Raw genomic sequence first — 19,427 nt, forward strand, 5'->3', positions numbered from 1 at the left:
TGGCTACCAATCCTGGGCGGTCAGCAATGTGACCGATGAGGGAAATTCGGAAAAAGAAAAAGGGTAGCCGAGGCTACCCTTTTACTCAATCGCAACAGCAGTGATCTGGCCGGGGCCGGATTACTTGCCTCTGCGCATTTGCTGGACGGTACGCAGCTGAGCTGCGGCCTCGGCCAGACGTGCGGCAGCGGCGCCGTAGTCGAAATCAGCGCTTTTGCTGTGCAGGGCGTTCTCAGCAGCCTTGAGGGCTTCCTGAGCCTGAGCCTCGTCCAGGTCAGCAGCACGTTGCACGGTATCGGCAAGCACCTTGACCATGTTCGGCTGAACCTCGAGGAAACCACCAGAGATGTAGAACACCTCTTGGGCGCCACCCTGCTTGGTCAGCGTGATCGGACCAGGCTTGAGATTGGTGATCAGCGGCGCGTGGCCTGGAGCGATACCAAGATCACCCAGGTTACCGTGCGCAACTACCATCTCGACCAGGCCGGAGAAAATCTCTCCTTCCGCGCTGACGATATCGCAATGGACTGTCATAGCCATCTGCTTGCCTCAACCTGATAGCGCCCCTTGCGGGGCGCAGGAATTACAGTTTCTTGGCTTTCTCGATCGCTTCGTCGATGCTGCCGACCATGTAGAACGCTTGTTCTGGCAGGTGGTCGTAGTCACCTTTGAGGATGCCGCTGAAGCCAGCGATGGTGTCTTTCAGGGAAACGTACTTGCCTGGCGAACCGGTGAAGACTTCGGCCACGAAGAACGGCTGCGACAGGAAGCGCTGGATCTTACGAGCGCGGGCTACCAGTTGCTTGTCGGTCTCGGACAGTTCGTCCATACCCAGGATCGCGATGATGTCCTTCAGCTCTTTGTAGCGCTGCAGAACATACTGAACGCCACGAGCGGTGTCGTAGTGCTCGTTGCCGATCACGTTCGGGTCCAGCTGACGCGAAGTCGAGTCCAGTGGGTCGACCGCTGGGTAGATACCCAGGGAGGCGATGTCACGGGACAGAACGACGGTGGCGTCCAAGTGGGCGAAGGTGGTCGCTGGCGACGGGTCGGTCAGGTCGTCCGCAGGTACGTATACGGCCTGGACGGAGGTGATCGAACCTTCCTTGGTGGAGGTGATGCGCTCTTGCAGAACGCCCATCTCTTCAGCCAGGGTCGGCTGGTAACCTACTGCCGAAGGCATACGGCCCAGCAGTGCGGATACTTCGGTACCGGCCAGGGTGTAACGATAGATGTTGTCGACGAACAGCAGAACGTCGTTACCTTCGTCACGGAACTTCTCAGCCATGGTCAGGCCGGTCAGCGCTACGCGCAGACGGTTTCCTGGTGGCTCGTTCATCTGACCGTAGACCAAGGCTACTTTGTCGAGAACGTTGGAGTCCTTCATCTCGTGGTAGAAGTCGTTACCCTCACGAGTACGCTCACCCACACCAGCGAACACGGAGTAACCGCTGTGTTCCATGGCGATGTTACGGATCAGTTCCATCATGTTTACGGTCTTGCCGACACCGGCACCACCGAACAGACCAACCTTACCACCCTTGGCGAACGGGCAAACCAGGTCGATAACCTTGATGCCGGTTTCCAGCAGGTCGTTGCCGCCTGCCTGGTCAGCGAACGAAGGCGCTGGCTGGTGGATACCGCGACGCTCTTCCTCGCCGATCGGGCCGGCTTCGTCGATTGGGTTGCCCAGTACGTCCATGATACGGCCCAGAGTGGCCTTACCAACAGGAACGGAAATGGCAGCGCCGGAGTCAACGACTTCCAGACCGCGCTTCAGGCCTTCGGTGGAGCCCATCGCAATGGTACGAACCACGCCGTCGCCCAGCTGCTGCTGAACTTCGAGGGTGGTTTCCGCGCCTTGTACTTTCAGCGCGTTGTATACACTCGGCACGACGTCACGTGGGAATTCCACGTCGATGACGGCGCCGATGATTTGAACGATACGTCCGCTACTCATAGCTGGATCCTCTGAATTTTTGAACCGTTAAACCGCGGCAGCGCCGCCGACGATTTCCGAGATCTCCTGGGTGATCGCAGCCTGACGCGCCTTGTTGTAGATCAACTGAAGCTCTTTGATCAAATCACCGGCGTTGTCTGTGGCGTTCTTCATGGCGATCATCCGGGCCGCTTGTTCAGCAGCGTTGTTCTCGACCACCGCCTGGTATACCTGCGACTCCACGTAACGCACCATCAAGCCGTCCAGCAGCTCTTTTGCGTCGGGTTCGTACAGGTAATCCCAGTGATGCTTGAGATCCTGATCCGGGGTTGCCACCAACGGTACCAATTGCTCGACCGTCGGTTTTTGGGTCATGGTGTTGATGAACTTGTTCGAAACCACCGAAAGGCGATCGATACGGCCATCCAGGTAGGCGTCCAGCATCACTTTGACAGAGCCGATCAGATCGTTGATCGATGGCTCTTCGCCCAAGTGGCTGATCGCTGCTACGACGTTGCCGCCAAAGATGCGGAAGAAAGTTGCACCCTTGCTGCCGATCACGCACAGGTCGATTTCCACGCCCTGTTCGCGGTTTGCGTTCATGTCCTTGACCAGGGCCTTGAACAGGTTGGTGTTCAAGCCACCGCACAGACCACGGTCACTGCTCACCACGATATAACCGGTGCGCTTTACAGGGCGCTCGATCATGAATGGGTGGCGGTATTCCGGGTTGGCGTTGGCCAGATGACCGATCACCTGGCGGATACGCTCCGCGTAAGGACGGCTAGCAGCCATGCGCATTTGTGCCTTGCGCATCTTGCTTACCGCCACTTTCTCCATGGCGCTGGTAATTTTTTGCGTGCTTTTGATGCTCGCAATCTTACTGCGAATCTCTTTTGCGCCTGCCATGTATCACCTATCAGGTTAGCAAGCGGGGGCCTGGGCCCCCGCTGCGGCTTACCAGGTCTGGGTGGCCTTGAACTTCTCGATGCCGGCTTTCAGGCCTGCGTCGATTTCGTCGTTGAAGTCACCCTTCACGTTGATCTTCGCCATCAGTTCAGCGTGATCACGGTTGAAGAAGGCGATCAGTGCTTGCTCGAAGCTGCCGATCTTGGAGACTTCTACGTCAGTCAGGAAGCCACGCTCAGCGGCATACAGCGACAGGGCCATGTCCGCGATGGACATCGGCGCGTACTGCTTCTGCTTCATCAGCTCGGTAACGCGCTGACCATGCTCCAGCTGCTTGCGGGTCGCTTCGTCCAGATCGGAAGCGAACTGGGCGAATGCAGCCAGCTCACGGTACTGAGCCAGAGCGGTACGGATACCACCGGACAGCTTCTTGATGATCTTGGTCTGAGCGGCACCACCTACGCGGGATACCGAAACACCGGCGTTCACTGCAGGGCGGATGCCCGAGTTGAACATGGCCGATTCCAGGAAGATCTGACCGTCGGTGATCGAGATCACGTTGGTCGGAACGAACGCGGAAACGTCGCCAGCCTGGGTTTCGATGATCGGCAGCGCGGTCAGGGAACCGGTTTTGCCAGTCACAGCACCGTTGGTGAACTTCTCGACGTACTCTTCGGAAACGCGCGATGCACGCTCCAGCAGACGGGAGTGGAGATAGAACACGTCGCCTGGGTACGCTTCACGTCCTGGTGGACGGCGCAGCAGCAGGGAGATCTGACGGTAGGCAACAGCCTGCTTGGACAGGTCATCGTAAACGATCAGCGCGTCTTCACCGCGGTCACGGAAGAACTCGCCCATGGTGCAACCGGCGTATGGCGCCAGGAATTGCAGTGCGGCGGATTCCGAGGCGCTGGCAACCACCACGATGGTGTTTTTCAGTGCGTCGTTTTCTTCCAGCTTGCGAACGATGTTGGCAACGGTGGAACGCTTCTGGCCGACAGCAACATAAACGCAGAAAATACCGGAGTCTTTCTGGTTGATGATGGCGTCGATGGCCATGGCGGTCTTGCCGATCTGACGGTCACCGATGATCAGCTCACGCTGGCCACGGCCGACAGGGATCATGGCGTCGACGGATTTGTAGCCAGTCTGTACAGGCTGGTCTACCGACTTACGCCAGATCACGCCTGGAGCAACTTTCTCGACCGCGTCGGTCTCGGTGTTGCCCAGCGGGCCTTTGCCATCGATTGGGTTGCCCAGTGCGTCAACGACGCGACCCAGCAGTTCCTTACCAACTGGAACTTCCAGGATGCGGCCGGTGCACTTGGCGCTCATGCCTTCGGCGAGGGTGTCATAGGCACCCAGGATCACTGCACCTACGGAGTCTTGCTCCAGGTTCAGGGCCATGCCGTACACGCCACCCGGAAACTCGATCATTTCGCCGTACATAACGTCGGCCAGACCGTGAATCCGCACGATACCGTCAGAAACGCTGACGACGGTACCTTCGTTGCGGGCTTGAGAGGCTACATCGAGGTTATCGATGCGGCCCTTGATGATTTCACTAATTTCGGAAGGATTGAGTTGCTGCATTGCTCTGCTGCCCCTTCAAACTCAAGATTTCAATGCTTCGGCCAGTTTCGCGATCTTGCCGCGAACCGAGCCATCGATTACCAGGTCGCCTGCGCGGATGAGGACGCCGCCGATCAGGCTGGCATCCTCCGACGCGTGCAGGCGAACTTCCTGGCCGAGCCGTGCACTGAGAACCTTGGCGAGTTTGTCTTGCTGTTCTTGGTTCAACGCAAAAGCACTGGTGACTTCCACGTCCACGGATTTTTCCAGTTCGGCCTTGTACAGCTCGAACAGGTCGGCAATCTCCGGCAGGAGCAGGAGACGGCCATTTTCCGCGGCAACATGAATGAAATTCTGTGCCTGTGCATCGAACTTGTCACCGCACACTTCAATGAAAGTGGCGGCCTTTTGTGCGCTCGTCAGTCGCGGGGCCTTGAGCAGGCGCTGCATGGTGTCGTCTTGCGACACAGCAGCAGCCAGGCCGAGCATGGCTGACCAATTGGCCAGTTGCTGATGGGCCTGGGCGTGCTCAAAGGCAGCCTTAGCGTAAGGTCGGGCCAACGTGGTCAGTTCTGCCATGATCGCCCTCGCTTAAATTTCAGCGGCCAGTTTGTTAACCAGCTCCGCATGCGCGTTTTGATCGATTGTGGCGCCAAGGATCTTTTCAGCTCCGCCAACAGCCAGGGCACCCAGTTGGGCACGCAGGGCGTCTTTGACGCTGTTCAGTTCCTGTTCGATCTCGGCCTGAGCCTGAGCCTTCACACGGTCAGCTTCGACGCGGGCCTGATCACGGGCTTCCTCGACAAGCTGAGCAGCGCGTTTCTTGGCTTGCTCAATGATTTCGGCTGCCTGTGCTTTAGCTTCACGCAGTTGCTGACCCGCTTTCTCTTGGGCCAGCTCCAGGTCGCGAGCTGCGCGGTTGGCAGCGTCCAAGCCATCAGCAATCTTCTTTTGACGCTCTTGCAGGGCAGTGATGACCGGAGGCCATACGTACTTCATGCAGAAGACGACAAAAATCAGGAAAGCAACGGATTGGCCAATCAGGGTTGCATTAATGTTCACGCCAACACCTCGCTCGGTCTTTGTTCATCACAGCAATCAACTCGTGGGTACGAGTGATTAGCCGGCGATTTGACCAACGAACGGGTTTGCGAAGGTGAAGAACAGAGCAATACCAACACCGATCATGGTTACGGCGTCGAGCAGACCGGCAACGATGAACATTTTGACCTGCAGCATCGGAACCATCTCAGGCTGACGAGCAGCGCCTTCCAGGAACTTGCCGCCCAGCAGGCCGAAACCAATGGCGGTGCCCAGTGCGCCCAGACCGATCAGCAGAGCAACAGCGATAGCGGTAAGACCAACTACAGTTTCCATCTTTCCTCCCGACTTTTACGTCGTATTGGTTAGGTTTTTAGTTTGAAGCGGTAAAACAAATCGTTTGGTACAACTGCCCTTGCGGACTTTTTACAGCCCTCCCCCCAAACGGGCAGGGAAGGCTATCAGACACGCCAGGCGGTCTTAATGGTTATCTTCGTGAGCCATCGACAGGTAGACGATGGTAAGCATCATGAAGATGAAGGCTTGCAGGGTGATGATCAGGATGTGGAACACAGCCCACGCCCATTGCAGCACCACACCCAGGCCGCTGAGCCAGAGCAGGCCGCTGCCGAACATTACCGCGATCAGGATGAACACCAGTTCGCCGGCATACATGTTGCCGAACAGACGCAGTGCCAGCGAGATCGGCTTGGCGATCAGGGTGACGAATTCAAGCAGGAAGTTCACCGGGATCAGCAGGGCTTGAACGAAGATGTTCTTGCTGCCGAACGGGTGCAGGGTCAGCTCGCCGATGAAGCCGCCGATGCCCTTGACCTTGATGCTGTAGAAGATGATCAGCGCGAACACCGAGAAGGCCATGCCCAGGGTGGCGTTCGGGTCGGTGGTAGGCACAGCGCGGAACGCAATGTGCGGATCACCCGAGATCTTGGCAGCCAGCACCGGGATCCAGTCGACCGGGATCAAGTCGATGGCGTTCATCAGGAACACCCAGACGAAGATGGTCAGGGCCAGCGGGGCGATGACCGGGCTACGGCCGTGGAACGAGTCCTTGACGCTGCCGTGGACGAAATCGACCATCACCTCGACGAAGTTCTGCAGGCCGCCAGGTTGGCCGGAAGTGGCCTTCTTGGCCGCCATGCGGAAGATGAAGAGGAAGATCAGACCCAGCGCAACCGACCAGCCCAGGGTATCCAGGTGGAAGGCCCAGAAGCCCATTGCCTTGGCTTCTGCAGCCGAATGGGCCAAGCCCCAGCTGCCGTCTGGTAGTTGACCGTAGGTCAGGTTCTGCAAGTGGTGCTGGATATAGCCCGAAGCGGTTTCTGCTGCCATGGTTGCCTCAAACGCCCTTAGGTCTCGAAAGTCTTTTATTCATTAGCAGGGGCGCGAACCAGCTGACCAATTGGGTCAGCACGAAGACGCCGAATACTGCTAACGGCGCCAATGGCTTCACTCCTGCGAAGGTCAGTGCAAACAGCACTGCCGTCAAAATCAATTTGCCTGCCTCGCCTGCGTAGAACGACTTGACGATGGCCTGCGCTGCCCGGGCTCCGCTAAAGCGAAAAGCCTTCCAGGCGAAATACACATTCGGCAGCCAGGCAATCAGCCCTCCACAGAGGCCTGAATATCCACTGACTGCTCCTTTCCACTGCCACAACACCAAAGTTGCCAGCAGGACTACGACACATTGCGTCAGCAGTACTGGAAAAACTGCCCAGCGATGGAAAGGCAGGCGGTTTGGCGTGCGGATTTCCATCGCATCTACTCCTGGAAAGTCGACCATCAAGTCAGCAACGACTTGGCATAATTTGTGCCGACAAAATGCGCGCAGAGTATAGGGGGGGATTAACCCCTATTCAACTATTGGGTAGTGATTTCCGACTGCGCGCTACAACGGGAATTGTTTCAGCGGATGTGAGCAAGCACGCCTTGCAACTCGTCGAGCGAGTTATAGCGAATCACCAACTGACCTTTGCCCTTGTTGCCATGGCGGATCTGCACCGCCGAGCCCAGGCGCTCTGCCAGACGCTGTTCGAGGCGAGCGATATCCGGATCAGGTTTGCTCGGTTCGACCGGATCAGGTTTGCCGCTCAGCCACTGGCGCACCAGTGCCTCGGTTTGGCGCACAGTGAGCCCACGTGCGACAACATGACGCGCCCCTTCTTCCTGCCGATCTTCTTCCAGGCCCAGCAAGGCGCGAGCGTGGCCCATCTCCAGGTCGCCGTGGGCGAGCATGGTCTTGATTGCCTCCGGCAGCGAGATCAAGCGCAGCAGGTTGGCCACGGTCACCCGCGACTTGCCGACGGCGTCTGCTACTTGCTGCTGGGTCAGTTCGAATTCCTGCTGCAGGCGTTGCAGGGCAATCGCCTCTTCCAGCGGGTTGAGATCCTCACGTTGGATGTTCTCGATCAGCGCCATGGCGATGGCGGCTTCATCGGGTACATCACGGACCATGGCCGGGATGGTGTCCAGGCCCGCCAGTTGAGTGGCGCGCCAGCGGCGTTCGCCGGCGATGATCTCGTAGCGCTGGTCACCGATCGGCCGAACCACGATCGGCTGCATGACGCCTTGGGTGCGAATCGAGGCAGCCAGTTCTTCCAGCGCCTCCGGGTCCATGTCCCGGCGTGGCTGGTACTTGCCACGCTGGATCAGCTCGACCGGCAGGTGTTGCAGTTCTTTCTGGTCGATCTTGACAGCCTGCTCCTCGAGCGAGCTGACGGAAGGACCACTGAGCAGTGCATCCAACCCACGTCCGAGACCCCGTTTCTTAACGGCCATGCGGATTCCTTAAGTTGTTTGTGCAGTGCGTGATTGACGGCGTTGGCGGCGTACCAGTTCCCCGGCCAGGGCCAGATAGGCCAGTGCGCCACGCGATTGCTTGTCGTAGGCCAGGGCCGGCATGCCAAAGCTTGGCGCCTCGGCCAGGCGAATGTTGCGCGGGATCACCGTATCGTACAGCTGCTCGCCGAAGTGCTCTTTGAGCTGCGCCGAAACATCGTTGTTCAGGCTCAGGCGCGGATCGTACATGGTCCGCAGCAGGCCTTCGATCTTCAGCGCCGGGTTCAGCCGGGCTGCGATGCGCTTGATGTTATCCACAAGGTCGCTGAGACCTTCGAGTGCGTAGTACTCGCACTGCATCGGGATAATCACGCCATCGGAAGCGACCAGGGCGTTGAGGGTGAGCATCGACAGCGACGGTGGGCAGTCGATGAGGATGTAGTCGTAATTCTCGCGGATAGGCGCCAGCGCATTGCGCAGACGGCTCTCCTTGACCTGCATCTCCAGCAGCACCACTTCCGCGGCGGTGAGGTCGCGGTTGGCCGGCAGCAGTTGGAAACCGCCGTGCTCGGAGTAGTGCATCGCCTGGGCCAGGTCGCATTCGCCGATGAGCAGGTCGTAGACCGAATGCTCGAGCTCGTGCTTGTCCACCCCGCTGCCCATGGTCGCGTTGCCCTGCGGATCGAGGTCGATCAGCAGCACACGGCGCTTGGTCGCAGCCAGCGATGCGGCGAGATTGATACAGGTGGTGGTCTTGCCCACACCACCTTTCTGGTTCGCGATTGCGAATACCTTAGCCATTGTTGCGTGTAATCCCAGTCATGCCTTGCGGCGCAGTATCAGCAGATGGCGCTGGCCCTGGCAACCCGGAACGGTCAGGGCCTGCTCGCTTTCCACTGTGAAGTCTGCGGGCAATGCTACCAGTTCGTCGGCAGGATGCAGCCCTTTCATTGCAAGCCAAAGCGTCCGCGTGTCGCCCAGGTGGCGAGTCCAGCCGGTGAAGTTCTCCATGCTGCTGAATGCCCGCGAGATGATCCCGCTGAACGGCTGCGCCGGTTGATACTCTTCGACCCGGCTGTGGATAACCTGCAGGTTGTCCAGTTTCAGCTCCATCTTCACCTGGGTGAGGAAGCGGGTTTTCTTGCCATTGCTGTCGAGCAGCGTCACTTGCTTGTGCGGGTGCAGGATAGCCAAAGGAATCCCCGGCATGCCACCGCCGCTGCCGACATCCAGCCAACTTTGCGTGTCGCTGTGGATAAACGGCATGACGCTGAGGCTGTCGAGCAGATGCCGCGAGACCATTTCGTTCGGGTCGCGCACTGCGGTCAGGTTGTAGGCCTTGTTCCATTTGATCAACAGGGCCAGGTAGCCCAGCAGTTGCTCGTGCTGCTGTGGGCTCAACTCGACACCGAGTTGGCGCGCGCCTGTGGACAACTCTTCTGCGTGTTGCGGGGTGACCAAGGAACTCAAGCGCTTTGCTCCAATTCGCGGCCTGCGCCGCGTTTTTTCAGATGAATCAGCAACAGGGAAATCGCCGCCGGGGTCACGCCGGGGATGCGCGAAGCCTGGCCGAGGGTCTCCGGGCGAGTCTGGCCGAGTTTGCCCTGGATCTCCTTGGACAGGCCGGAGATCGTCGTGTAGTCGATATCCACAGGCAGGCGGGTGTCTTCGCTGGCGCGCAGACGAGCGATCTCATCCTGTTGACGGTCGATGTATCCGGCGTACTTGGTCTTGATCTCGACTTGCTCAGCCACTTGCGGGTCAAGTGCCTCACCGCCAGTAGCCTCGATCAGGCCGGCATAGTCGATTTCCGGGCGAGCCAGCAGGTTGAGCAGGCTGTATTCGTGGCTCAGCGGCGTACCGAACTTATCCACAACGGCTTGGCCCATCGGCGTGCCGGGACGAACCCAAGTCGACTTCAGGCGCTGCTCTTCACGCTCGATGCCTTCGCGCTTGGCGCAGAACGCAGCCCAACGCTGGTCATCGATCAAGCCCAGCTCGCGGCCCTTCTCGGTCAGACGCAGGTCGGCGTTGTCTTCACGCAGGATCAAGCGGTACTCGGCGCGCGACGTGAACATGCGGTACGGCTCCTGGGTCCCCAGGGTAATCAGGTCGTCGACCAGTACGCCGATGTACGCCTCGTCGCGACGCGGGCACCAGCTTTCCCGACCCTGCGCACGCAGTGCGGCGTTGGTTCCGGCCAGCAGACCTTGAGCGCCAGCTTCTTCGTAGCCGGTGGTGCCGTTGATCTGGCCGGCGAAGAACAGGCCGCCAATCACTTTGGTTTCGAGGCTGTACTTCAGGTCACGCGGATCGAAGTAGTCGTACTCGATGGCATAGCCCGGGCGCACGATGTGGGCGTTTTCCATGCCGCGGATCGAGCGGACCAACTCCAGCTGCACGTCGAACGGCAGCGATGTGGAAATGCCATTGGGGTACAGCTCATGGGTGGTCAGGCCTTCCGGCTCGATGAACACCTGATGGCTTTCCTTGTCGGCGAAACGATGGATCTTGTCTTCGATCGACGGGCAGTAACGCGGGCCAACACCTTCGATAACCCCGGAATACATCGGCGAACGGTCGAGGTTCGAAGCAATGATTTCGTGGGTGCGGGCATTGGTGTGGGTGATCCAGCAACTGACCTGGCGCGGGTGCATCTGCGCATTGCCCATGAACGACATCACCGGAATCGGCGTATCGCCGGGCTGCTCGGTCATCACCGAGAAGTCCACAGAGCGGCCATCGATACGCGGCGGCGTACCGGTTTTCAGCCGGCCGACGCGCAGCGGCAGTTCACGCATGCGGTGGGCCAGGGCAATGGCAGGCGGATCACCGGCGCGGCCGCCGGTGTAATTCTGCAAGCCAATGTGAATAAGTCCGGCAAGGAAGGTGCCAGTGGTCAGTACCACCGAGTCGGCGAAGAACCGCAGACCCATTTGCGTGACCACGCCCTTGACCTGGTCCTGTTCGACGATCAGGTCGTCGCAGGACTGCTGGAATATCCACAGGTTCGGTTGGTTTTCCAGGATTTCACGGACCACCGCCTTGTAGATAGCGCGGTCAGCCTGGGCACGGGTCGCACGGACGGCCGGGCCTTTGCGGTTGTTCAACACGCGGAACTGAATGCCGCTCTTGTCAGTGGCCAACGCCATGGCGCCGCCGAGCGCATCGATCTCTTTGACCAGATGACTCTTGCCGATCCCACCAATAGCGGGGTTGCAACTCATGTGACCGAGGGTTTCCACGTTATGGGTCAGCAGCAGGGTTTTTACCCCCATGCGTGCAGACGCAAGCGCAGCCTCGGTACCGGCATGGCCGCCGCCGATGACGATCACTTCAAAACGGGAAGGGAAATCCACCACGCACCTCGTGCCTGTTTTTGCGAATAGAGAAGGTAAGCCGACAAGTATAGGGACTTCCTACCTGCTAAAGAAACCTTTTGAGCAAATTTTGACCAGGCTGTGGATGAACGGGGATAACAGAAATTAAAAAGGAAGAAATTAAAAAAGCTTTGTTTTTATGTTTATTCTTATGCACCGCCTTTTCTGTGGATAAAGCTCTACACACCAATATTCATGGTATGTACAGAGAAATTAAACCCTGTGCTTGAGTGGCCATGAGGGCTATGGATAAGCTCATTTAGCCTGTGGATGAAATGCCTATTTACCCACAGGTGGATTTGTCCTCAGCTCTGAAGGGGGTTTATCAACTGAGCTGAAGGCGAGTTTTCCACAGGGCTTAGACGAACGAAAACGCACCTGTTGATGAAATCAAAGGCGTGGGTCTTCAAAGGAAATTGGAAAATAGATGGGGGTTGGCTGTGGAGGAGCGGTTTATCCACCGACGAAAGCGCAGCCCTCGCTATTCATCGGGGTGTGTTCTTCGCGGGGTGAACCCGCTCCCACAGGTACTACCTTGCGGATCGGCGGTAACTGGAGGGGAGCGGTTGTGGATTACTTGCCGATGCAGAAGCTTGAGAAGATACGCCCCAGCAGATCATCGGAACTGAACGCGCCGGTAATCTCTCCCAGCGCCTGCTGAGCTTGACGCAGATCTTCCGCCAACAGCTCTCCAGCGCCGGCCAGGGTCAGCTGGTCACGACCATGCTCAAGGTGCGCGCTAGCCTGGTTCAAGGCCTCCAGGTGGCGTCGACGGGCGCTGAAGCTGCTCTCTGAGGTCTGTTCATAACCCATGCATGCTTTCAGGTGATCGCGCAGCAGCAGCAAGCCGCTGTCATCGCCCTTGGCGCTGAGGGTAACGGTCACATGGCCATCGTCACATTGCTCCATGGCCACCGCTTCCCCGCTCAGGTCTGCCTTGTTACGAATCAAGGTGACTTTGCCAGGATCTGGGCGCGGATCGAGAAACTCTGGCCACAAGGCGAAGGGATCGCTTGCTTCAGGCGCCGTGCTATCCACAACCAGCAACACCCGGTCAGCCTCGCTGATCGCTTTGAGCGCACGTTCCACGCCGATCTTTTCCACATGGTCGTCTGTGTCACGCAGCCCTGCGGTATCGACCACGTGCAACGGCATGCCGTCGATGTGGATATGTTCCCGCAAGATATCCCGGGTAGTGCCGGCGATATCGGTGACGATGGCCGCCTCACGCCCAGCCAGGCGGTTGAGCAGGCTCGACTTGCCCGCATTGGGCCGTCCGGCAATCACCACGTTCATACCGTCACGCAGCAGCGCGCCCTGGCCAGCTTCCTTCTGCACTGTGGACAACTCGGTGCGCACTGCATCGAGCATCGACAGCACATGGCCGTCGGCGAGAAAGTCGATTTCTTCCTCAGGGAAGTCGATCGCAGCTTCGACGTAGATCCGCAGCGCGATCAGTGCCTCGGTCAGCGAGTGAACGCGCTTGGAGAATTCGCCCTGCAACGAACGCAAGGCATTGCGTGCGGCCTGGGTCGAACTGGCCTCGATCAGGTCAGCGATCGCTTCGGCCTGGGCCAGGTCGAGTTTGTCGTTGAGGAATGCACGCTCGCTGAATTCACCAGGACGCGCCAGGCGGCAGCCCAGTTGCAGGCAGCGCTGCAGCAGCATGTCCATCACTACCGGGCCGCCATGACCTTGTAGTTCCAGGACGTCTTCACCGGTAAACGAGTTCGGCCCCGGGAAGAACAGCACGATGCCCTCATCCAGTACCAGCCCGTCCTGATCGCGGAACGGCCCGTAGTGAGCATGCCGGGGCGTGAGAGTGCGCCCGGTAATAGCTTGCCCGGCCTGGCTCGCCAGGGGGCCAGACAGGCGGACGATGCCGACCCCGCCGCGGCCCTGAGCGGTAGCGATGGCGGCAATGGTTTCACGCACAGTGTTCATGCTCGAAAGCCTCTTACGACAAATTCAACAGACAGATAGCAAAAACGCCCCACGAGGGGGCGTTTTTATTCACAGGCTAGCTTAGCAGCCCGTCAAGCGGCAGCCTTCTTGGCCGCAGCTTCGATGCTACGAGTGATGTACCACTGCTGCGAAATCGACAAGCAGTTGTTCACAACCCAGTACAGCACCAGACCCGCTGGGAACCACAGGAAGAAGAAGGTGAAGATGATTGGCATCATTTTCATCACCTTGGCCTGCATCGGATCCGGCGGAGTCGGGTTCAGGCGCTGCTGGATGAACATGGTCGCGCCCATGATGATCGGCAGGATGAAGAACGGATCCTTGATCGACAGGTCGGTAATCCACAGCAGCCACGGGGCCTGGCGCATTTCTACGCTTTCCAGCAGTACCCAGTACAGGGCCAGGAACACTGGCATCTGCACCAGGATTGGCAAGCAGCCACCCAGCGGATTGATCTTCTCTTTCTTGTACAGCTCCATCATCGCCTGGGACATCTTCTGGCGATCGTCACCGAAGCGTTCCTTCAGCGCGGCCAGTTTTGGCGAAACGGCACGCATGCGCGCCATTGAGCGGTAGCTGGCAGCCGACAGCGGGAAGAACAGGCCCTTGATGAGCATGGTCAGGACGATGATCGACCAGCCCCAGTTACCCAGGATGCTGTGGATATGTTGCAGCAGCCAGAAGATCGGCTGAGCGATGAACCACAGGAAGCCATAGTCGACAGTCAGTTCCAGGCCTGGGGACAACTCTTTGAGCTTGGACTGAATCTTCGGACCTGCGTACAGCATGGCGCTGGTTTCGACTTTACCGCCGGCAGGCACGCTGAGCGCTGGGCCGGTGTAGCCGATGATGTAGTTGCCTTGGCTGTCCTTACGAGTCTGGATAACGTTGTTATCCGACTTGGCAGGAATCCAGGCAGTTACGAAGTAGTGTTGCAGCCAGGCAACCCAGCCGCCGGACACATTTTCTTTCAAACTGCCTTTGTCGATGTCTTTCATCGACACTTTCTTGTACGGCTCGGAAGGCGTCCACAGGGCAGCGCCCAGGTAGGTCGCGGTACCGGTAGCCGTGCTCGACGAAGGATCGGAGCTGGCATCACGCTTGAGCTGGGCGAACATGTTGCCCGACCAGGCTTGAGCGCTTTGGTTGTCGATCAGGTAGCTGACGGTCAGGTCGTACTCACCGCGCTTGAAGCTGAAGCGCTTGATGTAGTTGACGCCGTTCTCGCTGAACTTCAGGTCAACGACCAGCTGCTCCTGGCCATCGGCCAGTTGGAAGCTCTTTTGTTCAGCGGCGTACAGCGGACGACCGGAAGAACGAGCATCCGGCCCATTAACGCCAGTCAGACCACTCTGGGCCAGGTAAACACGCTCGCCACCGTTATCGAACAGCTGGAACGGAATGTCCGGATGGTCCTGGCGACGTGGGTACTTGGGCAGGTTCAGCTGGACGATGTCACCACCGACCGGATCGATAGCCAGTTCAAGGACGTCGGTCTTGACCCGGATCAGGTCCTTGCTGACTGCAACCGGAGCCAGTTCGGCTGGGCTGGATTCAGCATTGGCGCTCGGCACATCGGCGCTGGCGCCGTTGTTACCGCCGGCCGGCACGGTATCGGGCAGGGCCGGGGCAGCGTTGCTGGCAGCAGTATGCTGAGTCGGCAGTGCAGCCTGACCGTAGTCCTGGTTCCATTTGAGGACCAGCACGTAGGCCACGATTGCCAGGGCGACGATCAGGATCGTGCGTTTAATATCCATGATTACTCGGCTATCGAAGAAGTTCGGGAGGAAGGAGCGGGAGGGACGGGATCGAAACCGCCGTCGTTCCACGGATGACAACGCCCCAGGCGACGAACGGCTAGCCACCCACCACGCAACAGGCCATGGTTTTCTATGGCTTCGTAGGCGTAACAGGAGCAGCTGGGGTAGAAACGACAGTGGCTGGCCATCAGTGGACTAATGGCGTAACGGTAAAACTGGATCGGGACGAGGGCCAGTTTACGCATCGTGACTGTCTACCCCTGCAGAATCGGCATTAACCGCTGGAGAGGGCCGATTACGAGCGAGGCGCTTCCAGAGCTTGCCAAAGTGTTGGTGCAATTCTGGGTTTTCTACTTCGCCCAAGCCCTTGCGCGCGACGATCACGATGTCCAATCCAGCAAGACTCTGCTGATTCAGACGAAAGGAATCGCGCATCAAGCGTTTGAGGCGATTGCGTTGAACGGCGAGCTTGACGCTCTTCTTGCCGATCACCAAGCCAAGGCGCGGGTGATCGAGGCCGTTCTCGCGGGCAAGGATTAGCAGGCTTTTACCTGGAACCTTGCCGGTTGGCGAGTCGAAGACCGCTTTGAAATGCCGGGGTGTAAGCAGTCGCTTTTCCCGACTGAAGTCCTGACTCACCACCTGTGCCGAAAAATCAAACGGCCAGACGCTTACGGCCTTTGGCACGACGACGCGACAGAACAGCGCGGCCGTTCTTGGTGGCCATACGGGCACGGAAGCCGTGGGTGCGCGCGCGCTTGATGGTGCTTGGTTGGAAAGTACGTTTCATGGCGTGTTACCTGGGTTCGTCGACTACGGGCCGGAATGGCCCCCGTTTTAAGAGATCGGCGATTCTAGAGAAAGCAAGCCAATAGGTCAATTTCCAACCAACCTTTCCTTATGGATGGCATGGCTTCTACCTGACATCTCGCTGGCTTCTAGAAGAAGGGATCGACAGGCTTGATCGAATCTCAAAGAGTGGACAACATGAAAAAATAAAAGAGACATATAAAAAGCTTTTTTGAATAACTTATAGATCTTAGGCAAGCCACTATCTGTGGATAACCATCTACAGGCCATGATTCACGCCATGTACAGAGTTTTGAAACCTTGTCCGCAACCGGTGCTCCGGCTGTGCTGCGCATGCGGACAAGCTGTGGATTAAAGTGGTCGTTATCCACAGCAGAGTTATCAACAGGCTTGAGCCCAGGGTTGTGCATAGACCTTGGGTGCGGTTATCCACAGAGCTTATTCACATGGCAGTGACGGCGTTTTGGCCATCATTTGACTGCTCTGTCATGGTTCAAGTCGCTGTCTCATGTGGATAAGTAACCGCTCGCCCGGTACAATGGCGGTTTGCTTTTGCCTCATCCGGCTTTCAACTCAGGGGATATCCGTGTCAGTGGAACTTTGGCAGCAGTGCGTGGAGCTTCTGCGCGATGAACTGCCTGCCCAGCAATTCAACACCTGGATCCGTCCGCTACAGGTCGAAGCCGAAGGCGACGAGTTGCGCGTTTATGCGCCCAACCGTTTCGTCCTCGATTGGGTCAATGAAAAATACCTGGGTCGTCTGCTCGAGCTGCTGGGCGAACACGGCAATGGCCTGGCGCCAGCGCTTTCCTTATTAATAGGCAGCCGCCGCAGCTCTGCGCCGCGCGCCGCTCCCAATGCTCCGGTCAGTGCTGCGGTCGCCGCCAAAGCTCAGCCCCAGCAGCCAGCGCCTGTACTCACGCAGAATGAGTCGGTTGCTGTGCAGGCGGTCGAGCCGCTTTTGACCAACGAAGTGGAACAGCCGTCGTCGCGCGACAGTTTCGACTCGATGGGCGATACGCCAGTGGTCCCGAGTGCGACCGCGCGCACTGAGCAACGGACCGTGCAGGTAGAAGGTGCGCTCAAGCACACCAGCTACCTCAACAGAACCTTCACGTTCGATACCTTCGTTGAAGGTAAGTCCAACCAATTGGCTCGGGCAGCTGCCTGGCAGGTTGCCGATAACCCCAAGCATGGCTACAACCCGCTGTTCCTCTACGGTGGCGTGGGCCTGGGTAAGACGCACTTGATGCATGCTGTGGGTAACCACCTGCTCAAGAAGAATCCGAACGCCAAGGTGGTCTACCTGCATTCGGAGCGCTTCGTTGCCGACATGGTCAAGGCGTTGCAGCTCAATGCGATCAACGAGTTCAAGCGCTTCTATCGTTCGGTGGATGCGTTGCTGATCGATGACATCCAGTTCTTTGCCCGCAAAGAGCGCTCGCAGGAAGAGTTTTTCCACACCTTCAACGCCTTGCTCGAGGGTGGTCAGCAGGTAATTCTTACCAGCGACCGTTATCCAAAAGAGATCGAAGGCCTTGAAGAGCGTCTGAAGTCGCGCTTTGGTTGGGGCCTGACGGTTGCCGTCGAACCGCCAGAGCTGGAAACCCGCGTAGCGATCCTGATGAAGAAGGCCGACCAGGCCAAGGTGGAACTTCCTCACGATGCGGCGTTCTTTATCGCCCAGCGTATCCGCTCCAACGTGCGTGAGCTGGAAGGCGCGCTCAAGCGTGTCATCGCTCACTCGCACTTCATGGGGCGCGACATCACCATCGAGCTGATCCGTGAGTCGCTCAAGGATCTGCTGGCGCTGCAAGACAAACTGGTGAGTGTGGATAACATTCAGCGCACCGTGGCCGAGTACTACAAGATCAAGATCTCCGACCTGCTGTCCAAGCGGCGTTCGCGATCGGTAGCTCGGCCGCGTCAGGTGGCCATGGCGTTGTCCAAGGAGCTGACCAACCACAGTCTGCCGGAAATCGGCGACATGTTTGGCGGCCGCGACCACACCACCGTGCTGCACGCCTGCCGCAAGATCAATGAATTGAAGGAATCCGACGCGGACATCCGCGAGGACTACAAGAACCTGCTGCGCACGCTGACGACCTGATGGCCGTCGGCGCAGCTATTTGAAGGCAAGGGACTAGACCATGCATTTCACCATTCAACGCGAAGCCCTGTTGAAACCCCTGCAACTGGTCGCAGGTGTCGTCGAGCGCCGCCAGACCTTGCCGGTCCTGTCCAACGTCCTGCTGGTCTTGCAAGGCCAGCAGCTGTCGTTGACCGGTACCGACCTGGAAGTCGAGCTGGTTGGCCGCGTCCAACTGGAAGAGCCGGCTGAGCCGGGCGAAATTACTGTCCCAGCGCGTAAGCTGATGGACATCTGCAAAAGCCTGCCGAGCGATGTCCTGATCGACATTAAAGTGGACGAGCAGAAGCTGCTGGTCAAAGCTGGCCGTAGCCGCTTCACCCTCTCCACCTTGCCGGCCAATGACTTCCCGACTGTGGAAGAAGGCCCGGGCTCGCTGACCTGCAACCTGGAACAAAGCAAGTTGCGTCGTCTGATCGAGCGCACTAGCTTCGCCATGGCCCAGCAGGATGTACGCTACTACCTGAACGGCATGCTGCTGGAAGTGTCGACCGACACCCTGCGTGCGGTTGCCACCGACGGTCACCGTTTGGCCATGTGCTCCATGCAAGCCGCGATCGGCCAGGCGGAGCGCCACCAGGTCATCGTTCCACGCAAAGGTATCCTTGAACTGGCGCGCCTGCTCACCGATCCAGAAGGCATGGTCAGCATCGTCCTGGGCCAGCATCACATTCGTGCGACCACTGGCGAGTTCACCTTCACCTCGAAACTGGTCGACGGCAAGTTCCCTGACTACGAGCGCGTTCTGCCCAAGGGTGGCGACAAGCTGGTCATCGGTGATCGTCAGGCCCTGCGCGAAGCGTTCAGCCGGACTGCGATCCTGTCCAACGAGAAGTACCGCGGTATTCGTCTGCAGTTGGCTGCTGGCCAGTTGAAGATTCAAGCCAACAACCCAGAGCAGGAAGAAGCCGAAGAAGAGATCAGCGTCGACTACAACGGTAGCTCGCTGGAAATCGGCTTCAACGTCAGCTATCTGCTGGATGTGCTGGGCGTCATGACTACGGAGCAAGTTCGTCTGATTCTGTCCGATTCCAACAGCAGCGCCCTGCTGCAGGAAGCCGGCAACGACGACTCGTCTTACGTTGTCATGCCGATGCGTCTGTAAT

Annotated in this window: 20 protein-coding genes; 2 read left to right on the top strand and 18 right to left on the bottom strand. The window is 58.4% G+C overall.

Features of this window, described 5'->3' with window-relative positions; genetic code table 11:
• Positions 1–120 precede the first annotated feature (120 nt).
• From AAZU54_RS10640 to rpmH, 18 genes are all read right to left on the bottom strand, one after another.
• Positions 121–540: a F0F1 ATP synthase subunit epsilon gene (locus AAZU54_RS10640; RefSeq protein ID WP_186553112.1), complete on the bottom strand. Its 420-nt coding sequence runs from the start codon at positions 538–540 to the stop codon at positions 121–123.
• 43 nt (positions 541–583) lie between these two features.
• Positions 584–1,960 carry a F0F1 ATP synthase subunit beta gene (atpD, locus tag AAZU54_RS10645; protein ID WP_016502294.1) on the bottom strand — a complete coding sequence of 459 codons (1,377 nt, stop codon included), beginning with the start codon at positions 1,958–1,960 and terminating at the stop codon, positions 584–586.
• A 27-nt stretch (positions 1,961–1,987) separates the two neighbouring features.
• A complete protein-coding gene (gene atpG, locus AAZU54_RS10650; RefSeq protein ID WP_016489911.1) occupies positions 1,988–2,848 on the bottom strand; it encodes a F0F1 ATP synthase subunit gamma in 861 nt (286 codons plus the stop codon).
• Between the two features lie 48 nt (positions 2,849–2,896).
• Positions 2,897–4,441: a F0F1 ATP synthase subunit alpha gene (atpA, locus tag AAZU54_RS10655; protein ID WP_186553113.1), complete on the bottom strand. Its 1,545-nt coding sequence runs from the start codon at positions 4,439–4,441 to the stop codon at positions 2,897–2,899.
• A gap of 21 nt (positions 4,442–4,462) precedes the next feature.
• The gene (locus tag AAZU54_RS10660) at positions 4,463–4,999 is read right to left on the bottom strand and encodes a F0F1 ATP synthase subunit delta (RefSeq protein ID WP_186553114.1); all 537 of its coding nucleotides are present in this window, start codon (positions 4,997–4,999) and stop codon (positions 4,463–4,465) included.
• A 12-nt stretch (positions 5,000–5,011) separates the two neighbouring features.
• Positions 5,012–5,482, bottom strand: a complete 471-nt coding sequence (locus AAZU54_RS10665) for a F0F1 ATP synthase subunit B (protein ID WP_186553115.1) — start codon at positions 5,480–5,482, stop codon at positions 5,012–5,014.
• A gap of 57 nt (positions 5,483–5,539) precedes the next feature.
• Positions 5,540–5,797 (bottom strand): F0F1 ATP synthase subunit C, encoded by a 258-nt coding sequence (atpE, locus tag AAZU54_RS10670; protein WP_003097235.1) that lies wholly within the window; start codon positions 5,795–5,797, stop codon positions 5,540–5,542.
• Positions 5,798–5,941: 144 nt separating this feature from the next.
• Positions 5,942–6,811: a F0F1 ATP synthase subunit A gene (atpB, locus tag AAZU54_RS10675; protein WP_186553116.1), complete on the bottom strand. Its 870-nt coding sequence runs from the start codon at positions 6,809–6,811 to the stop codon at positions 5,942–5,944.
• Positions 6,812–6,818: 7 nt separating this feature from the next.
• Positions 6,819–7,235 carry a F0F1 ATP synthase subunit I gene (locus AAZU54_RS10680; protein ID WP_186553117.1) on the bottom strand — a complete coding sequence of 139 codons (417 nt, stop codon included), beginning with the start codon at positions 7,233–7,235 and terminating at the stop codon, positions 6,819–6,821.
• 149 nt (positions 7,236–7,384) lie between these two features.
• Positions 7,385–8,257, bottom strand: coding sequence for a ParB/RepB/Spo0J family partition protein (locus tag AAZU54_RS10685; RefSeq protein ID WP_186553118.1), 873 nt, complete (start codon positions 8,255–8,257; stop codon positions 7,385–7,387).
• 9 nt (positions 8,258–8,266) lie between these two features.
• Positions 8,267–9,058 carry a ParA family protein gene (locus tag AAZU54_RS10690; protein ID WP_186553119.1) on the bottom strand — a complete coding sequence of 264 codons (792 nt, stop codon included), beginning with the start codon at positions 9,056–9,058 and terminating at the stop codon, positions 8,267–8,269.
• Between the two features lie 18 nt (positions 9,059–9,076).
• Positions 9,077–9,727, bottom strand: a complete 651-nt coding sequence (gene rsmG / locus AAZU54_RS10695) for a 16S rRNA (guanine(527)-N(7))-methyltransferase RsmG (RefSeq protein ID WP_186553120.1) — start codon at positions 9,725–9,727, stop codon at positions 9,077–9,079.
• Entirely contained in the window at positions 9,724–11,616 is a 1,893-nt protein-coding gene (gene mnmG / locus AAZU54_RS10700; RefSeq protein ID WP_186553121.1) for a tRNA uridine-5-carboxymethylaminomethyl(34) synthesis enzyme MnmG, read from the bottom strand. Before mnmG ends, rsmG begins: the two co-directional genes overlap by 4 nt.
• 594 nt (positions 11,617–12,210) lie before the next feature.
• Positions 12,211–13,581, bottom strand: a complete 1,371-nt coding sequence (gene mnmE, locus AAZU54_RS10705; protein WP_312151372.1) for a tRNA uridine-5-carboxymethylaminomethyl(34) synthesis GTPase MnmE — start codon at positions 13,579–13,581, stop codon at positions 12,211–12,213.
• Positions 13,582–13,673: 92 nt separating this feature from the next.
• Positions 13,674–15,359 (bottom strand): membrane protein insertase YidC, encoded by a 1,686-nt coding sequence (gene yidC, locus AAZU54_RS10710; RefSeq protein WP_434727136.1) that lies wholly within the window; start codon positions 15,357–15,359, stop codon positions 13,674–13,676.
• Between the two features lie 2 nt (positions 15,360–15,361).
• Positions 15,362–15,607 carry a membrane protein insertion efficiency factor YidD gene (gene yidD, locus AAZU54_RS10715; RefSeq protein WP_011536514.1) on the bottom strand — a complete coding sequence of 82 codons (246 nt, stop codon included), beginning with the start codon at positions 15,605–15,607 and terminating at the stop codon, positions 15,362–15,364.
• On the bottom strand, positions 15,600–16,004 hold the full coding sequence (gene rnpA / locus AAZU54_RS10720; protein ID WP_186553240.1) for a ribonuclease P protein component: 405 nt from the start codon (positions 16,002–16,004) through the stop codon (positions 15,600–15,602). Before rnpA ends, yidD begins: the two co-directional genes overlap by 8 nt.
• Before the next feature lie 13 nt (positions 16,005–16,017).
• On the bottom strand, positions 16,018–16,152 hold the full coding sequence (gene rpmH, locus AAZU54_RS10725; protein ID WP_002551315.1) for a 50S ribosomal protein L34: 135 nt from the start codon (positions 16,150–16,152) through the stop codon (positions 16,018–16,020).
• Positions 16,153–16,758: 606 nt separating this feature from the next.
• On the opposite strand from rpmH, the gene dnaA reads away from it, so the two are divergent.
• Together dnaA and dnaN are read left to right on the top strand one after the other, a co-directional pair.
• Complete coding sequence (dnaA, locus tag AAZU54_RS10730; protein WP_434727137.1) at positions 16,759–18,282, top strand: chromosomal replication initiator protein DnaA; 1,524 nt, start codon at positions 16,759–16,761, stop codon at positions 18,280–18,282.
• Positions 18,283–18,322: 40 nt separating this feature from the next.
• The gene (dnaN, locus tag AAZU54_RS10735) at positions 18,323–19,426 is read left to right on the top strand and encodes a DNA polymerase III subunit beta (RefSeq protein WP_434727138.1); all 1,104 of its coding nucleotides are present in this window, start codon (positions 18,323–18,325) and stop codon (positions 19,424–19,426) included.
• Position 19,427: the final 1 nt, after the last annotated feature.

It is taken from the genome of Pseudomonas sp. Je.1.5.c (genome assembly GCF_051129895.1).
Taxonomy (GTDB): Bacteria; Pseudomonadota; Gammaproteobacteria; order Pseudomonadales; family Pseudomonadaceae; genus Aquipseudomonas; species Aquipseudomonas urmiensis.